At 72.3% G+C, this 19,261-nt stretch carries 17 protein-coding genes; 7 read left to right on the top strand and 10 right to left on the bottom strand.

The genetic code is table 11. The annotated features are described in order from the left end of the window. The first annotated feature begins 37 nt into the window (after positions 1 to 37). Entirely contained in the window at positions 38 to 769 is a 732-nt protein-coding gene (locus tag R7226_RS03395; protein WP_318595624.1) for a FadR/GntR family transcriptional regulator, read from the top strand. Here R7226_RS03395 and ileS read toward each other — a convergent pair. From ileS to R7226_RS03375, 4 genes are all read right to left on the bottom strand, one after another. Then, a complete protein-coding gene (gene ileS, locus R7226_RS03390) occupies positions 750 to 3,923 on the bottom strand; it encodes an isoleucine--tRNA ligase (RefSeq protein ID WP_318595623.1) in 3,174 nt (1,057 codons plus the stop codon). The two genes, R7226_RS03395 and ileS, sit on opposite strands and share 20 nt — an antisense overlap. Before the next feature lie 105 nt (positions 3,924 to 4,028). Beyond that, complete coding sequence (locus R7226_RS03385) at positions 4,029 to 4,919, bottom strand: MerR family transcriptional regulator (protein WP_318595622.1); 891 nt, start codon at positions 4,917 to 4,919, stop codon at positions 4,029 to 4,031. Positions 4,920 to 5,101: 182 nt separating this feature from the next. After that, positions 5,102 to 5,605, bottom strand: coding sequence for a hypothetical protein (locus tag R7226_RS03380; RefSeq protein ID WP_318595621.1), 504 nt, complete (start codon positions 5,603 to 5,605; stop codon positions 5,102 to 5,104). 31 nt (positions 5,606 to 5,636) lie between these two features. Further along, the gene (locus R7226_RS03375) at positions 5,637 to 6,521 is read right to left on the bottom strand and encodes a MerR family DNA-binding transcriptional regulator (RefSeq protein ID WP_318595620.1); all 885 of its coding nucleotides are present in this window, start codon (positions 6,519 to 6,521) and stop codon (positions 5,637 to 5,639) included. Positions 6,522 to 6,935: 414 nt separating this feature from the next. Here R7226_RS03375 and R7226_RS03370 point away from each other — a divergent pair, with 414 nt between their 5' ends. Next, the gene (locus R7226_RS03370; RefSeq protein WP_318595619.1) at positions 6,936 to 8,132 is read left to right on the top strand and encodes an HD-GYP domain-containing protein; all 1,197 of its coding nucleotides are present in this window, start codon (positions 6,936 to 6,938) and stop codon (positions 8,130 to 8,132) included. Positions 8,133 to 8,408: 276 nt separating this feature from the next. Here R7226_RS03370 and R7226_RS03365 read toward each other — a convergent pair whose 3' ends face one another. Beyond that, positions 8,409 to 8,666 carry a MerR family transcriptional regulator gene (locus R7226_RS03365; RefSeq protein WP_318595618.1) on the bottom strand — a complete coding sequence of 86 codons (258 nt, stop codon included), beginning with the start codon at positions 8,664 to 8,666 and terminating at the stop codon, positions 8,409 to 8,411. Between the two features lie 174 nt (positions 8,667 to 8,840). Between R7226_RS03365 and R7226_RS03360 the strand changes: the two genes are divergently transcribed. From R7226_RS03360 to R7226_RS03350, 3 genes are all read left to right on the top strand, one after another. Beyond that, positions 8,841 to 9,248 (top strand): hypothetical protein, encoded by a 408-nt coding sequence (locus R7226_RS03360; protein WP_318595617.1) that lies wholly within the window; start codon positions 8,841 to 8,843, stop codon positions 9,246 to 9,248. Further along, positions 9,245 to 10,084 carry an alpha/beta fold hydrolase gene (locus tag R7226_RS03355; RefSeq protein ID WP_318595616.1) on the top strand — a complete coding sequence of 280 codons (840 nt, stop codon included), beginning with the start codon at positions 9,245 to 9,247 and terminating at the stop codon, positions 10,082 to 10,084. Before R7226_RS03360 ends, R7226_RS03355 begins: the two co-directional genes overlap by 4 nt. 105 nt (positions 10,085 to 10,189) lie before the next feature. After that, entirely contained in the window at positions 10,190 to 11,518 is a 1,329-nt protein-coding gene (locus R7226_RS03350; protein WP_318595615.1) for a class II fumarate hydratase, read from the top strand. Here R7226_RS03350 and R7226_RS03345 read toward each other — a convergent pair. From R7226_RS03345 to R7226_RS03325, 5 genes are all read right to left on the bottom strand, one after another. Then, on the bottom strand, positions 11,515 to 12,939 hold the full coding sequence (locus R7226_RS03345; protein ID WP_318595614.1) for a hypothetical protein: 1,425 nt from the start codon (positions 12,937 to 12,939) through the stop codon (positions 11,515 to 11,517). The genes R7226_RS03350 and R7226_RS03345 overlap by 4 nt on opposite strands. 3 nt (positions 12,940 to 12,942) lie before the next feature. Then, positions 12,943 to 13,803 carry a GNAT family N-acetyltransferase gene (locus R7226_RS03340; protein ID WP_318595613.1) on the bottom strand — a complete coding sequence of 287 codons (861 nt, stop codon included), beginning with the start codon at positions 13,801 to 13,803 and terminating at the stop codon, positions 12,943 to 12,945. Then, positions 13,803 to 15,467: an acetolactate synthase large subunit gene (locus R7226_RS03335; RefSeq protein ID WP_318595612.1), complete on the bottom strand. Its 1,665-nt coding sequence runs from the start codon at positions 15,465 to 15,467 to the stop codon at positions 13,803 to 13,805. The genes R7226_RS03340 and R7226_RS03335 overlap by 1 nt, the downstream gene beginning before the upstream one ends. Before the next feature lie 97 nt (positions 15,468 to 15,564). Then, on the bottom strand, positions 15,565 to 16,020 hold the full coding sequence (locus tag R7226_RS03330; protein ID WP_318595611.1) for a MaoC family dehydratase: 456 nt from the start codon (positions 16,018 to 16,020) through the stop codon (positions 15,565 to 15,567). A 72-nt stretch (positions 16,021 to 16,092) separates the two neighbouring features. After that, positions 16,093 to 17,226, bottom strand: coding sequence for a helix-turn-helix transcriptional regulator (locus R7226_RS03325; RefSeq protein WP_318595610.1), 1,134 nt, complete (start codon positions 17,224 to 17,226; stop codon positions 16,093 to 16,095). 113 nt (positions 17,227 to 17,339) lie between these two features. On the opposite strand from R7226_RS03325, the gene R7226_RS03320 reads away from it, so the two are divergent. Then, on the top strand, positions 17,340 to 17,834 hold the full coding sequence (locus R7226_RS03320) for a cupin domain-containing protein (RefSeq protein WP_318595609.1): 495 nt from the start codon (positions 17,340 to 17,342) through the stop codon (positions 17,832 to 17,834). Next, the gene (locus R7226_RS03315) at positions 17,831 to 19,213 is read left to right on the top strand and encodes a TolB-like translocation protein (RefSeq protein ID WP_318595608.1); all 1,383 of its coding nucleotides are present in this window, start codon (positions 17,831 to 17,833) and stop codon (positions 19,211 to 19,213) included. Before R7226_RS03320 ends, R7226_RS03315 begins: the two co-directional genes overlap by 4 nt. Positions 19,214 to 19,261: the final 48 nt, after the last annotated feature.

Here is a 19,261-nt window from a genome sequence, read left to right as displayed (position 1 = left end):
AGCTAGATGCGATGTCGTTCGATCATGGGGTGACTTGATGGCACGGCTCCACCACGGGCTGATGCGCGAGCTGATCGAGGAGATCGTCACGGGGCAGCTGGCGCCGGGCGACATGCTGCCGCGCGAGCTCGACCTGGCGGAGCGCTTCGACGTCAGTCGGGGCGTCGCGCGCGAGGGCATTCGCGCGCTCGAGGAGCGCGGTCTCGTGAGCGTCAAGCACGGCAAGGGGGCGACCGTCAACGAGCCGGCGTTGTGGAGCGCGCTCGACGAGGACGTGCTCGACATCATGATCGCCAGCGGCGCCTCCGAGCGGCTTGCCGAGGTGCTGGAGTGCCAGCGCATGTTCGAGGTCCAGGCCGCCGGGCTCGCCGCCACGCGCGCGAGCGAGGCCGACCTCTCCCAACTCGACGAGGCGATCCGCCAGATGAGCGTCAGCGCCGACCGCGTCGAGAGCAACCGCAGCAGCGCCGGGCGCTATCAGGACGCTCGCCTCGCCTACCACCAGTCGGTGATCGGCGGCACCCGCAACGGCGCGCTCTGCAGCCTGACCGAGTCGATCCACGCCGCCGTGCTCACCGCGCGCTTCTGGCTCGCCAGACCGGAGTACCGGATGGAGCGGGCGATGCCCGAGCACCGCGCGATCCTCGCCGCCGTCGCCGCTCACGACCGCGACGCGGCGCGCGACGCGATGGCGAGACACCTGACGACGATCGAGAGCTACATCACGGCGCACAACGGCGCCGGCGCGGTCAGACCGGCACAGCGGTGACGGCGATCGCGAGCGGCTCGCCGTCTATCGAGACCACTCCGGCGCCGGCGCCGGACAGCTCGCCGACGACGTCGAAGTCATAGCCGACCGCTAGCACCTCGTCGGTGATGTACTCGCTGTGCTCGTCGACGGCCGTCGCGAGCGCCTGCGAGCCGCCGAGCTGCAGTCTGATGCGGTCCGATATGTCGAGTCCGGCCTGCTTGCGCGCGGCCTGGATCGCGTGGACGATCTCGCGCGCGGTGCCCTCGCGCCGCAGCCCTTCGTCGAGCGTCAGCTCCAGCGCGACGGCGTGCGAGCCCTCGCGTTCGAGCTGGTAGCCGTCGAGCGGCTGCATCGCCGTCAGCAGGTCGGCGTCGGTCAGCTGATGGTCCCTGCCCTCGATGCTGATCCCGACGGTGCGACCCTCGCGCAGCGCGCTTGCGACGCCCGCCGGGTCGAGCGCGGCGACGGCCGCGGCGACGAGCGGCATCGACTTGCCGAAGCGCGGGCCGAGCGCGCGGTAGTTGGGCTTGACCTCGATCCGCCCGAGCTCGTCGGCGGCGGCGGCGAAGCGCAGCTCCTTCACGTTCAGCTCGTCGCGCACGACGTCGGCGAGCCGCTCGAGCGCGGCGCGCTCTCTGCCGGTCGCGACGATCACCGCCGCGTGCAGCGGCTGGCGCAGCTTGATCTTCGACTGGCCGCGCGCCGCCAGGCCGAGCGTGACGGCCTCGCGCGCGACGCCCATCGCGAACTCCAGCTCCTCGTCGCGCGGGGCCGCCGTCGGGAAGTCGGTCAGATGGACGCTCGCCGCGCCGGCCGGGACGAGGTTGCGGTAGATCTCGTCGACCAGGAACGGTGTGAACGGCGCCAGCAGCTGCGCGACCGAGACGAGCGCGTGGTGGAGCGTCGCGAACGCCTCGCGGTCGCCGTTCCAGAAGCGCCGGCGCGAGCGCCGCACATACCAGTTCGAGAGGTCGTCGACGAACGCCTGGATCGCGCGACCGGCGGTCGTCGCGTCGTAGTCGTCCATCCGCTCGCGCACCGTCTCGACGGTCGCCGAGAGACGTGAGAGGACCCAGCGGTCGAGCTCGTTGGAGAGCGTCGCCGGGTCGGGCGCGGCGGTCGGCGGCTCGACGTCGTTGGCGTTCGCGTAGAGGACGTAGAAGCCGTACGTGTTCCACAGCTGCAGCAGGAACTGCCGCACCATCTCGCCGATCGTCTCGTGCGAGAAGCGGTAGCCGTCCCACGGCTGCTTCGAGGTGAAGAAGTACCAGCGCAGCGCGTCGGCGCCGAATCTGTCGAGCACCTCGTCGGGGACGACGACGTTGCCTCTCGACTTCGACATCTTCTGACCCTCGCCGTCGAGGATCAGGCCGAGGCAGACGACGTTCTTGTACGACGACTGGTCGAACAGCAGCGTCGAGACCGCGAGCAGCGAATAGAACCAGCCGCGCGTCTGGTCGAGCGCCTCGCAGACGTAGTCGGCGGGGAAGTTCGCTCTGAAGACTTCTTCGCGCTCGTGCGGCGCGTGCCACTGCGCGAACGGCATCGAGCCGGAGTCGAACCAGACGTCGATCACCTCCGGCACGCGTCGCATCGGCTCGCCGCAGTCGTCGCAGGGGAACTCGACCTCGTCGACGTACGGCCGGTGCGCGTCGTCGAGCCGCACGCCCGAGCGCTGCTCCAGCTCGTCGAACGAACCGATCGTGTGGACGTGACCCTCGCCGCAGCGCCAGATCGGCAGCGGCGTGCCCCAGTAGCGCTCGCGCGAGAGCGCCCAGTCGACGTTGCCCTCGAGCCAGTTGCCGAAGCGGCCGTGCTTGACGTGCGGCGGGTACCAGTTGACCGACTCGTTGGAGGCGAGCAGTCTGTCGCGGATCTGCGAGGTGCGGATGTACCACGACGGCTTCGCGTAGTAGATCAGCGGCGTCCCGCAGCGCCAGCAGTGGGGATAGGCATGCTCGTACTCCTCCGCGCGTAGCAGGCGGCCGCGCGTGCGCAGGTCCTCGACGAGGTCGCGGTCGACCTCCTTGACTCTGCGGCCGGCCCACTGGCCCATCCGCTCGTCGTACTCGCCGTTCGGCTTGACCGGGTTGACGACCGTGAAGCCGTACTGCTCGCCGAGGCGGAAGTCGTCCTCGCCGAACGCGATCGCGGTATGGACGATGCCGGTGCCGTCGTCGGCCGTGACGAAGTCGCCGAGGAGAACAGAATGGCCGCGCTCTCCGTAGGCGGAGCCGTCGATGAAGTCGAACGGCGGCTGGTAGCGGGCGCCCTCGATCGCGCGGCCGGGGAAGCGCTCGACGATCTCCGCACCCTCGCCGAGGACGCGCTCGACGAGCGCCTCCGCGAGCACGAAGACGACGTCGCCGACGCCCGCCTCAGTGCTCTTCTCGCCGCCGCGGGCGCGCACGTAGGACAGCTCCGGGTCGATCGCGACCGCGGCGTTGGAGGGCAGCGTCCACGGCGTCGTCGTCCACGCCAGCAGCTCGTCGCCGGCCTGCAGCGGGCCGACCGGCTGCATCACGGGGAAGCGCACGTAGACCGACGGGTCGATCACGTCCTTGTACGCGCCGGGCTGCCCCAGCTCGTGCGAGGAGAGCGTCACCTGGTCGCGCGGGCAGTGCGGGACGACCTTGTAGGACTCGAACAGCAGCCCCTTGTCGGAGATCGTCTTGAGCGCCCACCAGACCGACTCGATGTAGGAGTTGTCGAGCGTGCGGTAGGCGTCGTCGAGGTCGACCCAGTAGCCGATCCGCTCGGTCAGGCGCGACCAGTCCTCGAGATAGCGGAAGACCGAGTCACGGCACATCGCGTTGAATCTCGCGATGCCGTACTCCTCGATGTCCTCCTTCTTGTCGAAGCCGAGCTCGCTCTCGACCGCGATCTCGACCGGGAGGCCGTGCGTGTCCCAGCCGCCCTTGCGCGCGACGAAGTGGCCGGTCATCGTCCGGTAGCGCGGGAAGATGTCCTTGAAGACGCGCGCGAGCACGTGGTGCACGCCCGGTCTGCCGTTGGCGGTCGGCGGGCCCTCGTAGAAGACCCACGGTCTCGCGCCCTCGCGGTTGCGGACCGTCTGCCCGAAGATGTCCTCCGCCTTCCAGCGCGCGAGCACGTCCTCCTCCAGCGCGGGGAAGGACTGCTGCGGGTCGACGGGACGGTGGGGCGCGGACATCGAGCGCTGATTGTGGCAGCAAAGCTGCCATTGCGAGTTCCACGACAGCGAGCAGGCGGCGCTCCGCGCCGGGGGAACTCGCAGCTCTCGCGACGCGCGCTCGCGTCAGATCGACAGCAGCGCGCGCCGCTCGATCAGCGGCGCGGGCGCGGTGCCGGCACGCTCGGCCGGACGCGCGGTGAGGCGCTCCAGCAGCGTCTCGCTGGCGGCCATCGGCGCGTCGCCGAGGCGCCGCACGGTGCTGGCACCGGTGTCGGGCAGCGCGCCGCCGAAGTCGAACACCTCGAGCTCGCGCTCGGCGCTGCGGACGGCGTAGACGAGCCGCCCGATCGCGTCGAGCGAGGCGCGGCGGCCGCCGAGCACGAGCGCGTTCGGGCGCAGCGCGCGCATCGCGCGGCCGAGCCGGGCGGGGTCGAGACCGGAGGTCAGCACGAGCGTGCGCAGGCCGACACGGCGCAGCATCAGCTCGAGCGCCTGGACGCGCAGCGCGTCGAGGTCGCAGGGGATCGACGAGTCGAAGATCAGCACCGCCTCGTCTCGCGAGGCCGGCGGCGCGACGCGGCGCAGCGCGGAGATCCAGCCGGTCGCGAAGCGCCAGGCGAACTCGTACTCGGGCTGGCCGGCCTCGTCGATCTGCAGCTCGGCGACGGCCGGCAGCAGGATCTCCTGGATCGTGCGCTCGAGCGAGCGCAGCGCGAGGCTCTCCTCCAGCAGCTGCGCGGCCTTGTCCTCCTCGAAGCGACCGAGCGCGACGCCGAGGCGGCTCGCGGACGGCAGTCCGACGCCGCGCTGACGCGCGAGCGCGATCGCCGACGACACGTTGTGCGTCTCGTCGAAGGCCTGCTTGAGCGCCTCGATCTCGTGCAGCTCGTACTGGCGGTGGCCGCCGGAGGTGCGCGCCGGCGAGGGATAGCCGAAGCGGCGCTCCCAGCTGCGCAGCGTGTTCGGGCTGACGCCGAGCATCACCGCAGCCGCGTTGGTCCGAATTCCGCTCATCGCGGAGAGCGTTATCCCCAATTGCGCTGGTTCTTACAAGATCCGCAACGAAACATGCACGAAAACGCTCGCGTTCAGCGCGGACGCGCCAGCGTGGGAAAGCCGACGGAGATGCCTCCGACGGCCGGCAGTGGAGCAGGGATGGCGCCGCGCGATACGCGCGGCGAGGAGCACCGAAGCGGCTACTCGAGCACGAGCAGCGCGGCGCGCGGCGGACCGCAGGCGCCGACGCGCAGCGGCATGCGCACGCCGAAGACGTTCGCCGGGCGCACCATCACGCGTGTCGGCTCGTCCTCGCCGCGGGCGGCCCACATGATCGCGGCGGCGAGGTTCTCCGCCCCCGACGCCTCGGCGTCGGCGGGCGTCAGCAGCTCCGTCACCGGACGGTTGATGACGTCGGTCTCGGCGACGGCGAGCAGCTTCTCGCTCTCGGCCGACAGCGCGCAGACGGCGAGCGAGCCGTCGACGATCAGGAAGGGGTCGTTGGGGCGCGGCACGGCGTCGGCGCGCGCCTCCAGCAGCAGGCCGAGGCCGCACTCGCCGCAGACGCGCGCCGGCGGCGCGGGCGTCTCGTTGTTCGGCGGCGGCGAGCCGCAGTGGCCGCAGAACCACTGCGACGGGCAGTGGTCCTCGGCGGTCGCGGGGACGAGGCGCAGGAACGCGCGTGCGGAATCAGAGGAGCTCATCGATCAGGCCTCCATGCCGTGCGTTCGCGCGTCACGCCCCGTCGGCCAGCAGCCGCGGAGTCGAGGTTCGAGGGGTCGGATGGGAGATCGCGTGGCTGGCCATCTCCATCAGGTGGCGGGCCGCCTCTCCAGGCGTGCCGGGCAGGATCGCGGCGCCGGTCGTCCTGACGCGCTGGCGCTGCGAGCCGCGGCGGAAGACGGCGACCGGCAACGGGCCGGTCGCGAGCCGCACCGCGTATGCCCAGCGCGCGACGGCGTCGTCGGCGAGCGCGCCGCCGGCGATCACGACCGCGTCGGGCCTGTGGGCGGCGAGCGCCTCGGCCATGTTCGAGACGCCGCGCACGGACAGGCCCATGACCGTCGCGCCGGAACGCGCCAGCAGCAGTTCGAGCGCGCGGATGTAGGCCGCGTCGGGATCGAGGTCGTCGCGCGACGCGTCTCCGAGCACGACCGAGACCGACTGGATCGACGGCGAGACGAGCCGTTGCGCGCGCCGCAGCCAGCTGTTGCCCCAGCGCGCCGCGAAGGCCCACTGGACGGAGTCGGTGCCATGCCGGCGCGCGACCTCGTCGAGCGCGGTCAGCAGCACCTCCTGCACGGCGCGGTCAAGCGAGCGCAGCGCGAGCGCACCTTCCAGGGCGGCGTCGGCGCGGCCGTTGTCGAAGGCGTTGAGGGCGCCGACGAGCGCATTCGTGTCGGCGCCGAGCCCCTCCCGCGCACGGGAGACGGCAGATGAGATCGAGAGCCCGTCGAGCAGCGCGTCGCGCAGTGCCGCGATCTCTCCGTGCGTGTAGAGGCGATGGCGCCCAGGCGAGCGCTGCGGACGCGGGAAGCCGAAACGGCGTTCCCATGCTCGCAGCGTATTCGGGCTGACGTTCAGCAACGCCGCCGCTTCGCTCGTCTTCAGGTAGCGCATCACGGACCAGAGTCGGCGTCCGGACACGGAAGCACATGCACTCCGCGCAACATTGCACAAGTTTTGGCGCCCAAATGCTGCAAAAGCTCCATTGGTCCTCTATCGTCCCTAGGGCAACGCAGCGGGCCGGCGCCACTCATCGGGGGCGTGCGGGGCCGAAGTGAGTAGCGCCGAAACGTGAAGGAGGGTCGCGATGATCTGGCGCACCAAGTAGTCAGCATTTGCAGCAACTCGTAATGATCCGCGTGGATCGTTACCTTCCCGGGCATGCGCATCGCACGCGCGTGGCCGGATCGGGCCAGACTCGTCAGAGGGATCGCCATCGCCGGCACGCTTGCGTGCGTGGCATGGGCTGCAGCGATCGCTGACGTCTCAGAACTTGACTGGCTCTTCGGAGTTCTCGCGCTCGGTGCGGTGGCGTCGAATCTCTTCGACGCCCGCACCGACGCGCAGCGCGTCACCATGTCCGGCCTCGCACTGGCCGCCGTCGTGGTGATCGCCTTCTTCGGTCCCGCATGGGCCTTCGCGCTCGTCGCGATCTCAGAGCTGATCGGCTGGCTCGTCGAGCGCTACCCGATCGAGCGCGCCGCGATCAACATCTTCGGCGGCGGCGCTCCGATGCTGATCGCCGGCACGCTGTTCGACGCGCTGCGCCCGGCCGACGACGGCTCGCTCGGCTTCTATCTCGCGCTCGCGCTCGCCGCGGTGCTGATGCTCGTGCTCAACCTGCTGATCGTCGGCCGCCTCGCGACGCTGCTCGACGGCGACAGATTCCTGCCGACGATCGCCGGCGCCTCCCAGCAGCTGCTCGTCTCGCTCGCGATCAACGTGCCGCTCGCGCTCGCCGCGACCGGGCTGTGCCTGGAGCTGGGCGTCGCCGGCAGCCTCTTCGCCGTCATCAGCCTCGTCGCCTTCGGTTACATGGCCAACCTCGTCGCGACCGCGCGCCACCGCAGCCGCCAGTATGCGTCGCTCTCCTGGGGCGTCCTCTCAGGCCTGCTGCGCACGCTCGATGTCCGCGACCCGCGCGCGGCGCGTCACGCCGCCGCCGTCGCCGCCTTCGCGCGCGACATCGCGAGGCACTCCGGCATGAGCGCGGAGGAGTGCGAGCTGGTGCACACGGCCGGACTGCTGCACGACATCGGGCACTTCGCGCTGTCCGATCGCGTCGCCGAGCGCGGCCGCGTGCTCAACGACGAGGACTGGACCGCGATCCGCCGCCATCCGGAGCTCGGCGCCGACATGCTGCGCGACCTCGGCCTCTACGGCCCGGTCGCCGAGATCGTCCACGCCCACCACGAGCGGATCGACGGGCGCGGCTACCCCGACCGCCTGAGCGCCGACGAGATCCCCGAGGCGGCGAAGATCATCGCCGTCGCCGAGGTCTACGACACGCTCACCGCGCACGACACCTACCGCACCCCGGTCAGCTCGTTCGAGGCGCTGACCGAGCTGCGGCGCGTCAGCGGCACGCAGCTCGACGGCAGATACGTCGAGATCCTGTCGAGACTGCTGGCCGGCAGCGACATCACCTACCGCCACGCCGACTCGGCCGACTTCGGGCGCGAGCTCGACCTCGAGCGGCGCATCAACGACGCTGCCGCAAGCTGATCCCGGGCTCGCTGCTCGGGCTCGATCGCTTGCGTGCTCAGCTTGCAGGGCGGAAAGCCGTCGAGTTGCCGCGCGGATATGCCGCGGGCGTGTGGCTTTCCCGCTGTGCGGGGCTACCGCGAACCGCTTCCGGGCGCGGACGATCCGCCCCAGGTCAGACGTGCTGACCCGCGACTGGACGACCGCGATCGACGGAGCGATCGCGTCCCCTGGCCGGCGCCGCTGCCCTCCCGAGGCTCGCGCGACCGACTGATGTTCCCTGCCCGACCCGGCTTCCTACCCCGCGGCGCGCTGCTGGAACGTCTGGTCGCGCTCTTCGCGCGCGGCCATGCCGTTCTGCTGCAGCGAACGCACGAACTGCTCGATGTGCTCGACGCTGAAGCGCCGTTGCCCGCCGGGCGTGCGGTAGGACTGGAGATATCCCATGTCCGACCAGCGACGCACCGTTCCGAGCGACACACCAAGCTCGCGCGCAGCCTGCGAGGTCGAAAGACCCAGTGGACGCGAGTTCATCCCATGCATCTGCAAAGGCATGGAGTCATTTGTGTCCGTTTCGCCCCCCGTGCACAGCGATGCGGAGCTTTTGCACAACATCCGGTGCCGAAGGTGCTGCATCGCGTGTGACCTGACAGGATGCTGTCAGTGCGACGACCGGCACCCGTCAGGGCGCCAACGGCCATGTTGGCGGCGCTCTCCACGCTCTGCATCTTGGCAGGCTGCGGCGAAGAGGGACCGCCGCCCGCGGAGTGCGCGCAGGCGCGCCCCGACGACGTGGCACGCCTGCTGCGCGGGGCGCCGGAGGACGCCAGATTCCCCGGCGGGACGCTGATCTCGACCTGCATCGATCGCGCGGAGGACGACGCCGAGCTGCAGAACCTCGGGTTCGTGTTCGTCGCTGTCGCCGACCGTCTGAGCGCCAGGAGCGCGCGCGATCCCGCCGCGGCGTTCCAGCTTGGCTTCCTCATAGGGGCCGCGCAGCGTGGCGCGGGACCGACCGGCGGGACGCAGGCCGAGCTGATCCAGCGCCTGCAGCAGACGGTCGCCTTCCGCGCCGAGCAGCCGTCGGTTCGTGCACAGGTTCTGCGCGGGATCGCCGCCGGGAGACGCAGCGGGTGAGGCTGCGCCTCTACCACCACCGCGACGGGACCCGCGTCGCCTACCGCGAGACCGGCACCGGCCCCGCGCTCGTGCTGCTGCATTCGCTCGGGCTCTCGCATCGCGAATGGGAGCCGGTCGTCGAGGCGCTCTCGACCCGCTTCCGGCTCGTACTGCCGGACCTGCCGCTGCACGGCGACAGCGAGGATCGTCCGCGCCACCCGTACACGCCCGACTGGTTCGCCGAGGTGATCGCCGGCTTCTGCGCTGAGACGGCGGGGCCGCGCCCGCTCGTCGGCGGGCACGACGTCGGCGCCGAGCTGCTGCTGCGCGCCGTCGCCGGTGAGCTGCTGGCGCCGCGCCGGCTCGTGCTGATGCCCAACCGGCTGCACCGGCCCGACGAGCAGCGGACGCAGCGGGCGCTGTGGCGCGGCGCCTGCAAGGCGGCGGCGGTGCCCGGCCTCGACCGCCTGCTCGCGCGCGGCGCGAGCGTCGTCTTCCGCCCTTCGGTCGGCGAGAAGCTGAGCGCGACGCACAACCCGGCCGCGCGCGACCTGCTGCGCCACGCCTTCATGGACGTCGCCGGCAACGGCAACCGCGCCCGCGCGTGGGCGCGGTTCGCGCGCAACTGGCCGAGCGAGCCGCAGCGGGAGCTGCTCGACGCCTACCCCGCGATCGACGCCCCGACGTTGCTGCTGTGGGCCGACCGCGACCCGGCCCATCCGCTGCGCGCGGCGAGCGAGGCGCTCGACCTGCTGCCCGACGGCCAGCTGCGCGTGCTGTCGGCGACCGGCTTCCTGATGGCGTACGACGACCCCGTCGGCCTCGCGCGCGAGCTGATCTCGTTCTGTGGCTGACGTATTGGTTTCACGGGCGCGAGTACCAGCGACCGCGGACGGCCTTCCGGGGAGTAGTTTTCGGTCCCTACGCAGTTCCGACATCGAGACTTGAGCGGAGGATTCATGGGCGTGCAGGAGGAGCAGCAGCTGTGGGGCGGCGAGACGACGAAGGCCGTCGCGAACTTCCCGGTCTCCGGTGAGCGCGTGCCGGTCCCGGTCGTGCGCTGGCTCGGCCGCATCAAGGGCGCCGCGGCGCGCGTCAACGGCGAGCTGGGTCTGCTCGACACGGCGGTGGCGGAGCGGATCGCGGCTGCCGGCGACGAGATCGCGGCCGGCAAGCACGACGACCAGTTCCCCGTCGACGTCTTCCAGACCGGCTCCGGCACCTCCTCGAACATGAACGCCAACGAGGTGATCGCCAACCTCGCCGGCGACGGCGCGCATGCCAACGACCACGTCAACATGGGCCAGTCGTCGAACGACGTCTTCCCCTCGGCGGTCCATCTCGCCGCGCTCGACGAGGCGACCAACCGGCTGCTGCCGGCGCTGCGCCAGCTGGAGGCTTCGTTCGAGGCGAAGGCGGCCGCCTTCCAGGACGTCGTCAAGTCGGGCCGCACCCATCTGATGGACGCCGTCCCCGTCACGCTCGGCCAGGAGTTCTCCGGCTACGCCGCGCAGGTGCGGCTCGGCGCGCGCCGCGTCAAGAACGCGCTGCCGCAGGTCGCCCAGATCCCGCTCGGCGGCACCGCGACCGGCACCGGCCTCAACACCCACCCGGAGTTCGCCGCGCGTGTGCGCAGCAAGCTCGCGCAGGAGAGCCACCTGCAGGTCAGCCCGCCGGAGGATCCCTTCGAGGCGCAGGGCAACCGCGACGCGCTCGTCGAGCTGTCCGGCGCCCTGAAGGTGATCGCCGTCTCGCTGACGAAGATCGCCGGCGACCTGGCGCTGATGGGCTCCGGCCCGCGCGCCGGCTTCGGCGAGCTGTTCCTGCCCGAGCTGCAGAAGGGCTCCTCGATCATGCCGGGCAAGGTCAACCCGGTGATCCCCGAGGTCGTGCTGCAGGTCAGCGCGCAGGTGATCGGCAACGACACGGCGATCACGGTCGGCGGCCTGCAGGGCCAGTTCGAGCTGAACGTGCGGATCCCGCTGATCGCGCGCAACCTGCTGCAGTCGATCGACCTGCTGTCGAACACCGCGCGGCTGTTCGCCGAGAAGTGCGTCGACGGGATCGAGGCCAACCTGCCCGGCTGCGAGCGCTCAGCCGAGTCGACGTTGGCCGTGGCCACGGCCCTGAACCCCTTCATCGGCTACGACAAGGCCGCCGCGATCGTGAAGGAGGCGGCCGCCTCCGGACGCCCGCTGCGCGAGGTCGCGCTCGAGGCGGGCGTCAGCGAGGAGACGTACAACGAGGCGATCGACCTGCGCAGAATCGCGCGCGGGAGCGCCGGCTAGGAACCCAACCGCGGCCAGAGGTCGTAGGCCGGATAGGGCGGCTCGAACGGCGTCAGCACGCCGTTCGCGTCGCCCCGCACCGGCCCGCGCAGGCTGCTCTGGAAGCGCAGATCCTTGTCGTTGACGAGGTACTGGCTCCACAGCCGCACCGGCAGTCGCTCCATCGCCCGCCAGTTCTCGCGCAGCAGGTCGACCTGCTCGGCGAACACGTCGGTCGCGCGCGGATCGGCCGTCTTCGCCGGGTCGACGACGTAGACGTTCGGCGCCGTCGCTCTGACACCGAACTGGTACCCGCCCTCGGTCAGCCACAGCGCCGGATCGGGCCAGCCGCCGTCGCGCAGCAGCGCGATCGCCTCCTCCGCCCGCCACAGCCCGCTGCCGGGTCCCTCGCGCTGCACGCCGTACTTGACGTCGGCGTAGTTGTGCTGGGACCAGCCGACCGGCGTCGGCGGCTCCCAGCCGTCGAGCTGCGTGAGCAGGTCGCGCGTGAAGTCGCGCCACGGCGTGCCGAAGCTGCTGTCGGCGGTGACGACGTCGGCGGTGTTCGGCATCAGCAGCTCCGGGCCGCGCGGTGTCGCGGCGGTGCGGTAGCGCGCGGCGACGGCCGCCGCACTGCGCATCATCTCGGCGACGGCGGAGGCGAGCGTGCCGTCGGGGTAGAGCGGCGAGGTCTGCGGCCACCATGCGAGGTTGGGCTCGTTCATCGGCTGCAGCCAGTCGAGCCGCGCTCCCGCCGGGTTCCCCGTGCTCGCGCCGCCCCGACCCGGGCCGGGAGTTCTGACGCCGCCGGTGTCGGCCCAACGGGCGCAGCACCAGGCGACGAACCACGCCCACGGTCCGTCCTCGGAACGGTCATCGGGAACGCGGGCGCCGGCGTTGAGCCGACCGGCGCCGGGGTAGCCGGGCCCGCCGACGTCTCTCGACAGGCGCGGGTCGAGGCAGCCGGCGCTCGGATGGGTCCAGTCGGGAAAGCCCTGGTAGATCGTCAGTCCGGTGCGGCGGCCGTCGGCGTTGGCGCGCGCGATCTGCGCGTCGATCGACGCGATCTTCGCCGCCGCCGGGCCGGCCGGGTCGCTCAGCTGCGCGAACGACTGCGCCAGCGTCAGCGGGTCGGGCCGGTGCGGCTGCAGCTCGGGCCAGACGACCCACAGCGTGACGACCTCGGTCGGGCGCGCGCCGCCGAGCAGGTAGGGACGGACGCCGAGCGCGTCGTCGTAGGGATTGACGTCGCCGATCAGCGAGACGCCTTTGAGCATGCGCTTGCTCGGGAGCGTGACCGGTGGCGGCGCGGAGGCCGCGGCCGGTGCGCTCGACGACTGCGCGCCGGCCGGCAGCGCGTCGAGCAGCAGCGCCGCGCTCGCGGCGCCGGCACCGCGGGCCAGCAGCTGCCGGCGGGTGAGGCGATCGCGGCTGTGGGACACCGGTTAGAGGTATCCCCCGCTCGGGAGGAACGGCCGCAGCGGGCCGAGCTGACCGCGCGTGAAGAGCGGCCCGTCGAGCCGCAGCCGCAGGCCGGCGCGCACGACGACGTCGAGCGCCCACTGCTGACCGTCGCCGATCCGCTCGACGACCGCCTCGACGCCCGGCGGCGTCTCCGCCAGCACCCGCCACAGCAGCGCCTGCGCCGCCAGCTCGTCGGTCGCCGCGAGCGTGATCAGCCGCCCCTGGCGACCGACCGCGTAGCCGCGCTCGCCGGCGAGGAAGAGGTGGGTGTCGGGGACGGTCAGGAGCGTCGCCAGATGGGCCGATCGCGCACCGCCGCGGATCGCGCGGTCGATCGGCACCGTCCGCTCGACCGCGGCGGCATCGGCCTGCGCGACGGTCGCGTCGAGGCCGGCCGGCAGCGCGGCGCGCGTGATCGGCCCATCGGCGGCGACGACCGGGTGCAGCGCGAAGCCGGCGGTCGCGTAGAGGCGCAGTGCGCGCGGGTCGTCGCTGGAGGCGATCAACGCGCCGCGGCAGTCGTCGCCGTACGCCAGCGCCCGCTCCAACAGGCCGCGGCCGATCCCGCCGCTCTGCGCCGCCGGCGCGACGGCGAGCAGCCCGAGCACCCACAGCCCGTCGCTGCGCAGCGCCAGCGCGACGCCGACGGGAACGTCGCCCTCGCGTGCCAGCCAGAGACCGCCGGGGTCGCTCGCGAGCGCGCCGGCGAAGCGGCCTCGCTGCCGTTCCAGCCGCCCCTCCGGCGTCTCGGTCCCGCCGACCGGCGGCGGCAGCGCGGCCGAGGTGACCTCGGCCGCATCGTCGACGTCGGCGGCGCGCAGCGGCGCGAAGACGACCGCCATCAGGTCGCGACGGTCTCCGTGCCGAGCTGCTCGGTGAGGGCGACGTCGGGCGAGTAGTCGATCGGCAGCACGAGCAGCGACGGCACGTCGAGCGTCAGCGCGTGGCGGAAGCGGGCGCCGAAGTCGTCGATCGACTCGGCCCGCCACGCCGGCAGCCCGAACGCCTCCGCCAGCTTGACGAAGTCGGGGTTGGTGAAGTCGACGCCGAAGTGGCGGCCGAACTTCTTGTCCTGCTTCCAGACGATCGAGCCGTACTGCCGGTTCTCCCAGATCACGTTGACGAACGGCGTTCTCAGCCGCATCGCTGTCTCCAGCTCCTGCGCGTTCATCAGGAAGCCGCCGTCGCCGCTGACCGTCACGACGTTGCGCTCCGGGTGGACGAGCTTCGCGCCGATCGCGCTCGGGACGGCGAAGCCCATCCCGGCGAGGCCGTTGGCGATCATCACCGTGTTCGGTTCATGCGCGGGGAACATCCGCCCGATCCACAGCTTGTGCAGGCCGACGTCGGAGATGAGGATGTCGTCGCGGCCGAGCGCCTTGCGGATCTCCAGCAGCACGCGCGGCGGCTGCGCGGGGAAGGCGTCGTCGTGCGCTGCCGCCTCCAGCCGCCCGCGGACGAGGTCGCGCAGGTCGTGCGAGCCGCCGGTGTGGCGCGTGTCGCGGCATTCGTCTGCCAGCCGCGCCAGCACGCCGTAGATGTCGCCGATCAGCTCCACGTCGGGCACGAAGTTGGCGTCGATCTCCGCCGGCACGGTGTCGATCACGACGATCCGCTTGTCGCGCAGGGGGTTCCAGTGCTTCGGCGCGTGCTCGACGAGGTCATAGCCGATCGCGATCACGACGTCGGCCTCCTCGAAGCCGGCGAGCGCGTAGTCGCGCGCCTGCAGGCCGACGGTGCCGAGCGCGAGCGGCGACTCGGCGTCGAGCACGCCCTTCGCCATGAACGTCTCGGCGACCCTGATCCCGGTCGCGCGGGCGAACTCGCGCAGCGCGGGGGCGGCGCCGCCGCGCACGACGCCGTTGCCGGCGAGCGCGACCGGCCGCTGCGCCGAGCGGATGATCTCGGCGGCGCGCAGCAGGTCGCGGGCGCGCGGCTCGGTGCGGACCGGCTGCTGGCGCGGCAGCGGCGTCGAGGCGGCGACGTCGCTGCCGTCGACCGCAGCCATCATCACGTCCTCCGGCAGCTCCAGATGGGTCGCGCCGGGCTTCTCCGCCTCGGCCAGCTTGAACGCCTTGCGCACGACCTCGGGGACGATGTCGGGGCTCGACACGCGCGCGTTCCACTTCACGACCGGTCTGAGGATCTGCACGAGGTCGATGTACTGGTGCGACTCCTTGTGCATCCGCTCGACGTCGGCCTGGCCGGTCAGCGCGACCAGCGGCGCGCGGTCGAGGTAGGCGTCGGCGACGGCGGTGATCAGGTTGGTCGCGCCGGGGCCGAGCGTGCCGAGGCAGACGCCGGCGCGGCCGGTGAGACGACCGTACATGTCGGCCATGTACGCACCGCCCTGCTCGTGGCGGACGGGGACGAAGCGGATCGAGGAGTCCTCGAGCGACTCGTTGAGGTCGAGCGTCTCCTCGCCGGGGATGCCGAAGACGTACTCGACCCCTTCGGCTTCGAGGCATTCGACGAACAGGTCGGAGGCGCGGCGCGGAGAGGGCATCGCCCATTCAACGTAACACCGCCCGCGCAGGCTCAAACCGGGAAGGCGAGCCGCCAGGCGAGCGTTCCCAAGGCTGAGCAAGGCCTCCGGCCGCAGCTCAGCCCGCGTAGATGCGTACGAGCGTCTCGGCGACGCAGACCGGCTTCTCGCCGCCGTCGCGCTCGAACGTCAGCGCGGTCGCCATCTGGATCCCGCCGGGGATGTCGTCGACGGAGGCGATCGTCGCGCGCATGCGGACTCTGCTGCCGACCGGCAGCGGCGACGGGAAGCGGACCTTGTTGACGCCGTAGTTGAGCGCGAAGGCGACGTTCGTGACCTCGTAGAGCGCGTAGGAGAACTTCGGCGCCAGCGAGAGCGTGTAGTAGCCGTGCGCGATCGTGCCGCCGAACGGCGTCTGCGCGGCTCTCTCCGGATCGACGTGGATCCACTGGTGGTCGCCGGTCGCGTCGGCGAAGGCGTCGATCTTCTCCTGCGTGACGTCGTCCCAGTCGCTGACGCCCAGCTCCTGCCCGACGCGGGCCTTGATGTCGTCGATGCCGTTGAGCGTGATCACGCGGTCTCTCCTCGATCCGTGGGGCTGGGACCGCGCAAGGCTAGTTCGCGCGCTCGCCGCGCCGCGCCGCTTCTACAGCGTCGCCGCGATCGGCTCCATCTCGCCGTCGGCGTGCCGGTCGTGGTAGTGCTCGGTGTAGATCCGCGCGACCAGCTCGCCGCGGCCGGTCACGCCGACCTTCTCGTAGATCGCCTTGAGGTGATCGCGGACGGTGTGCGGAGAGAGGTGCAGCGCCGCCGCGATCGCGCCGGTCGCGCTGCCGCGCGCGACGTGCGCGGCGATCTCGCGCTCGCGCGGCGTCAGCTGGTAGGCGGCGGCGATCAGCGGCGCGACCTCGACCGGGCGCGCGCGGTCGATGATCAGCGCCGCCCCGGCGACCGCTCCGCTCGCGTCCTTCGTGCAGGAGGCGTGCAACACGATCCACTGGCCCGAGCGGGTCCGCACGCGCGCTCGCGCCGCCGGACCCTCGCGGCCGGCGGCGAGCGCACGGGCGCGCGCGACGACGACATACGCCGCTGTCGGCAGCGGAAAGCCGAGCGCGGTCGGGACGACGTTGACCGGGTCGAGGTCGGCCAGCCACTCCTGCGCCTCCGGCGTCGCGGCGGTGAGGCGCCCGTCGGCGGCGAACATCAGCAGCCCCGGGGCGTCCGCTCCGCCTTCCTTCGCCTGCTCCGCCAGCAGCGCGTTGCGCAGCCCCTCCGCGACGTCGCGCGAGATCGACCGCACGAACGCGATCTCGCCCGCGTCGAAGTCGGCTCTGCCCTGCTCGCGCAGGAGGTTGCCGATCCCCCAGGTGCGGTCGCCGGCGCGGAAGACGCAGCGCAGCTCCGCCTCCAGGCCGAGTCTGCCGTTGATCTCGACATGGCGGGCGCTGCGCGAGTGCTTGCCGCCGGTCGCGTCCGTCAACGTCGCGACGCCCTCGGCGCTCGCCGCCAGCAGCGCGAACTTGTTGAAGTCGTCGACGAGATACTCGTTGTCGAAGTACGGCTGGCAGCACCAGTGCGGCATCTCCTCGACGATCGCCGCCGACATGAACAGCATCGTCGAGGGGTCGACACCTGTCAGGAAGCAGGCGTCGAACGGCACGGCCAGCTTCAGCGCACCGGCGACCCGCGCCAGCAGCTCGTCGGCCGGCAGGTCGGCGCACGAGAGCGAGATCAGCTCGCTGCGCACACGGGCGCGGAGGGCAGCGCTGGGGGCGGACATGAACGGGAGCGTACGCGGACGGCGCCCACCGGTCCATCCCTCACATGTAGGGGGTGCGATCACCCCGCCGCAGGGGATGGGAAGCGCGGCACGGCACGGCCAAGCTGGCGGCCATGAACCCGCTGATCCACATCCCCACCGATGCAGCCGCCGACGTCCGCCACGCCAGCTGGACGATGGATGCGCTCGTGATCGACCTGCTGACCGGCGCCGAGAGCGCCGACGCGTGCGCCCAGCAGCTGCACGTGATGGCGCGCGGCTTCGCGACGCCGCTGCACCGCCACACGAACGAGGACGAGCTGTTCCACCTGATCGAGGGCGAGCTGACGCTCTTCGGCGAGGACGGCGAATCGACGCTGCGAGCCGGCGAGAGCGCCTTCCTGCCGCGTGGCCGCGCGCACGCCTTCACCGTCCGCTCGCAGCGCGCGCAGCTGCTGGTGACGATCACGCCGGCCGGCTTCGACCGCTTCTTCCACGCCGTCGGCGAGGCCGCGCCGGAGCGCGACCTGCCGCCGGCGGGACTCGGCACGCTCGGTCCCGAGGCGCTCGGCGCGATCCTCGCCGAGTACGGCGTCGCCGTCGAGGGCCCGCCGCAGGTGGCGTCGTGAGAACCGTCCGCCTGCTCAGGCGCGGCGCGCTTGCGGCCGCGCTCGTCGCGGCAGCCGCGCCGGCGGTCGCGAGCGGCGACTCGCTCGTCTACGTGCAGAACCACGACATCTGGCTCGCACGGCCTGACGGCAGCGGCCAGTACCGCGTCACGACCGACGGCAGCGCCGCCGCGCCCTACCGCTCACCGTCGCAGGCCGACGACGGCACGATCGCCGCCGGCCACGGGACCGAGATCGTGCGGCTGCGGCAGAACGGAGAGGTGCTGAGCCGCTTCGACCCGCCGGCGCTCGTCAACTCGGCCGGCGACTGGGTCGACGGCCCGCCGGTCCAGGTCGCGCTCGCGCCTGACGGCGCACGGATCGCGTGGACGGTCGTCTCCAACAGCTGCCCGGTCGGCGTCAGCTGCGGGATCCGCTCCGCGACGGCGGTCACGTCGGCCGACGGCACGGCGTCGCCGGACAGAGAGGCGATCACCCACCTGCGCCAGCCGTCGTGGGCGACGAGCACGCGGCTGCTGCAGTTCGGCGGTTACGGCTCGCACGTCAACGTCGTCGACCTCGGCGGCGGCGGGCCAGTCCACTGGTTCGACGACCAGGACACCGTCTCCGGCGCGGGGACCGACCTCGGCGACGGCGAGCTGTCGCCCGACGGGCGACGCTTCGCGGCCGTGCGCGGCTACGCGGAGAGCACCCACCTCGTCTGGTACGACGTCAGCGGGTCGGCGCTGAGCGGCGCCCCGCCGGCGGCGCCGGCGATGCGTTGCGCGACCAACGAGGTCGCCGGCCTCGCGGGCCCGACCTGGTCGCCGGCCGGCGACGCGCTCGCCTGGGCGATCCCAGAGGGCGTGCTCGTGAAGCGCGGCCCGGACGACTGCGGCAGCCCACAGCCGTCGGTCGTGCTGCCGGGCGCCAGCCAGCCCGACTGGGGCCCGGCCGACGTCAATCCGGGGCCGCGCCCGGTGACGCCGATGCCGCCCGCGCCGCGCCCGGCTGTCCCTGTCACGCCGCCCGCTGACGGCGGCGGTCAGCAGCCGGCGAGACGAACGCGGCCGGGCGGCGGCGCGGCCAGGCTGACCGCGCGGCTGTCCGCGGCCTCGCTGTCGCGCGCGCTGAGAAGCGGCCTGGTCGTGCGCGTCCGCGTCCCCGGCGCGGGCACGCTGAAGGCGCTTGCGACCACGAGCGCGGGGCGCGTGACGATCGCGAGCGGTGGCGTGAGAGCACGCCGCGCCGGCGAGCTGCCGCTGACGCTGCGGATCGGCGCGCGCGGGAGAGCGGCGCTGCGCGGCAGAAGAACGGTGCGCGTGACGGTGCGGGTGACGTTCACGCCGCGCAACGGCGCCGCGCGCGCGACGACGGTCGCGACGACGCTGCGGCGGTAGCGGGCAGAGTCGGGGTGGACGTTCGCTGGGGCCGTTAGGCTCCCCGCC

Source organism: Conexibacter stalactiti, assembly GCF_033542075.1.
Classification (GTDB): Bacteria; Actinomycetota; Thermoleophilia; order Solirubrobacterales; family Solirubrobacteraceae; genus Conexibacter; species Conexibacter stalactiti.
The sequence above is the reverse complement of the archived record's forward strand: the minus strand, read 5'-3'. Positions and strand labels throughout refer to the sequence as shown.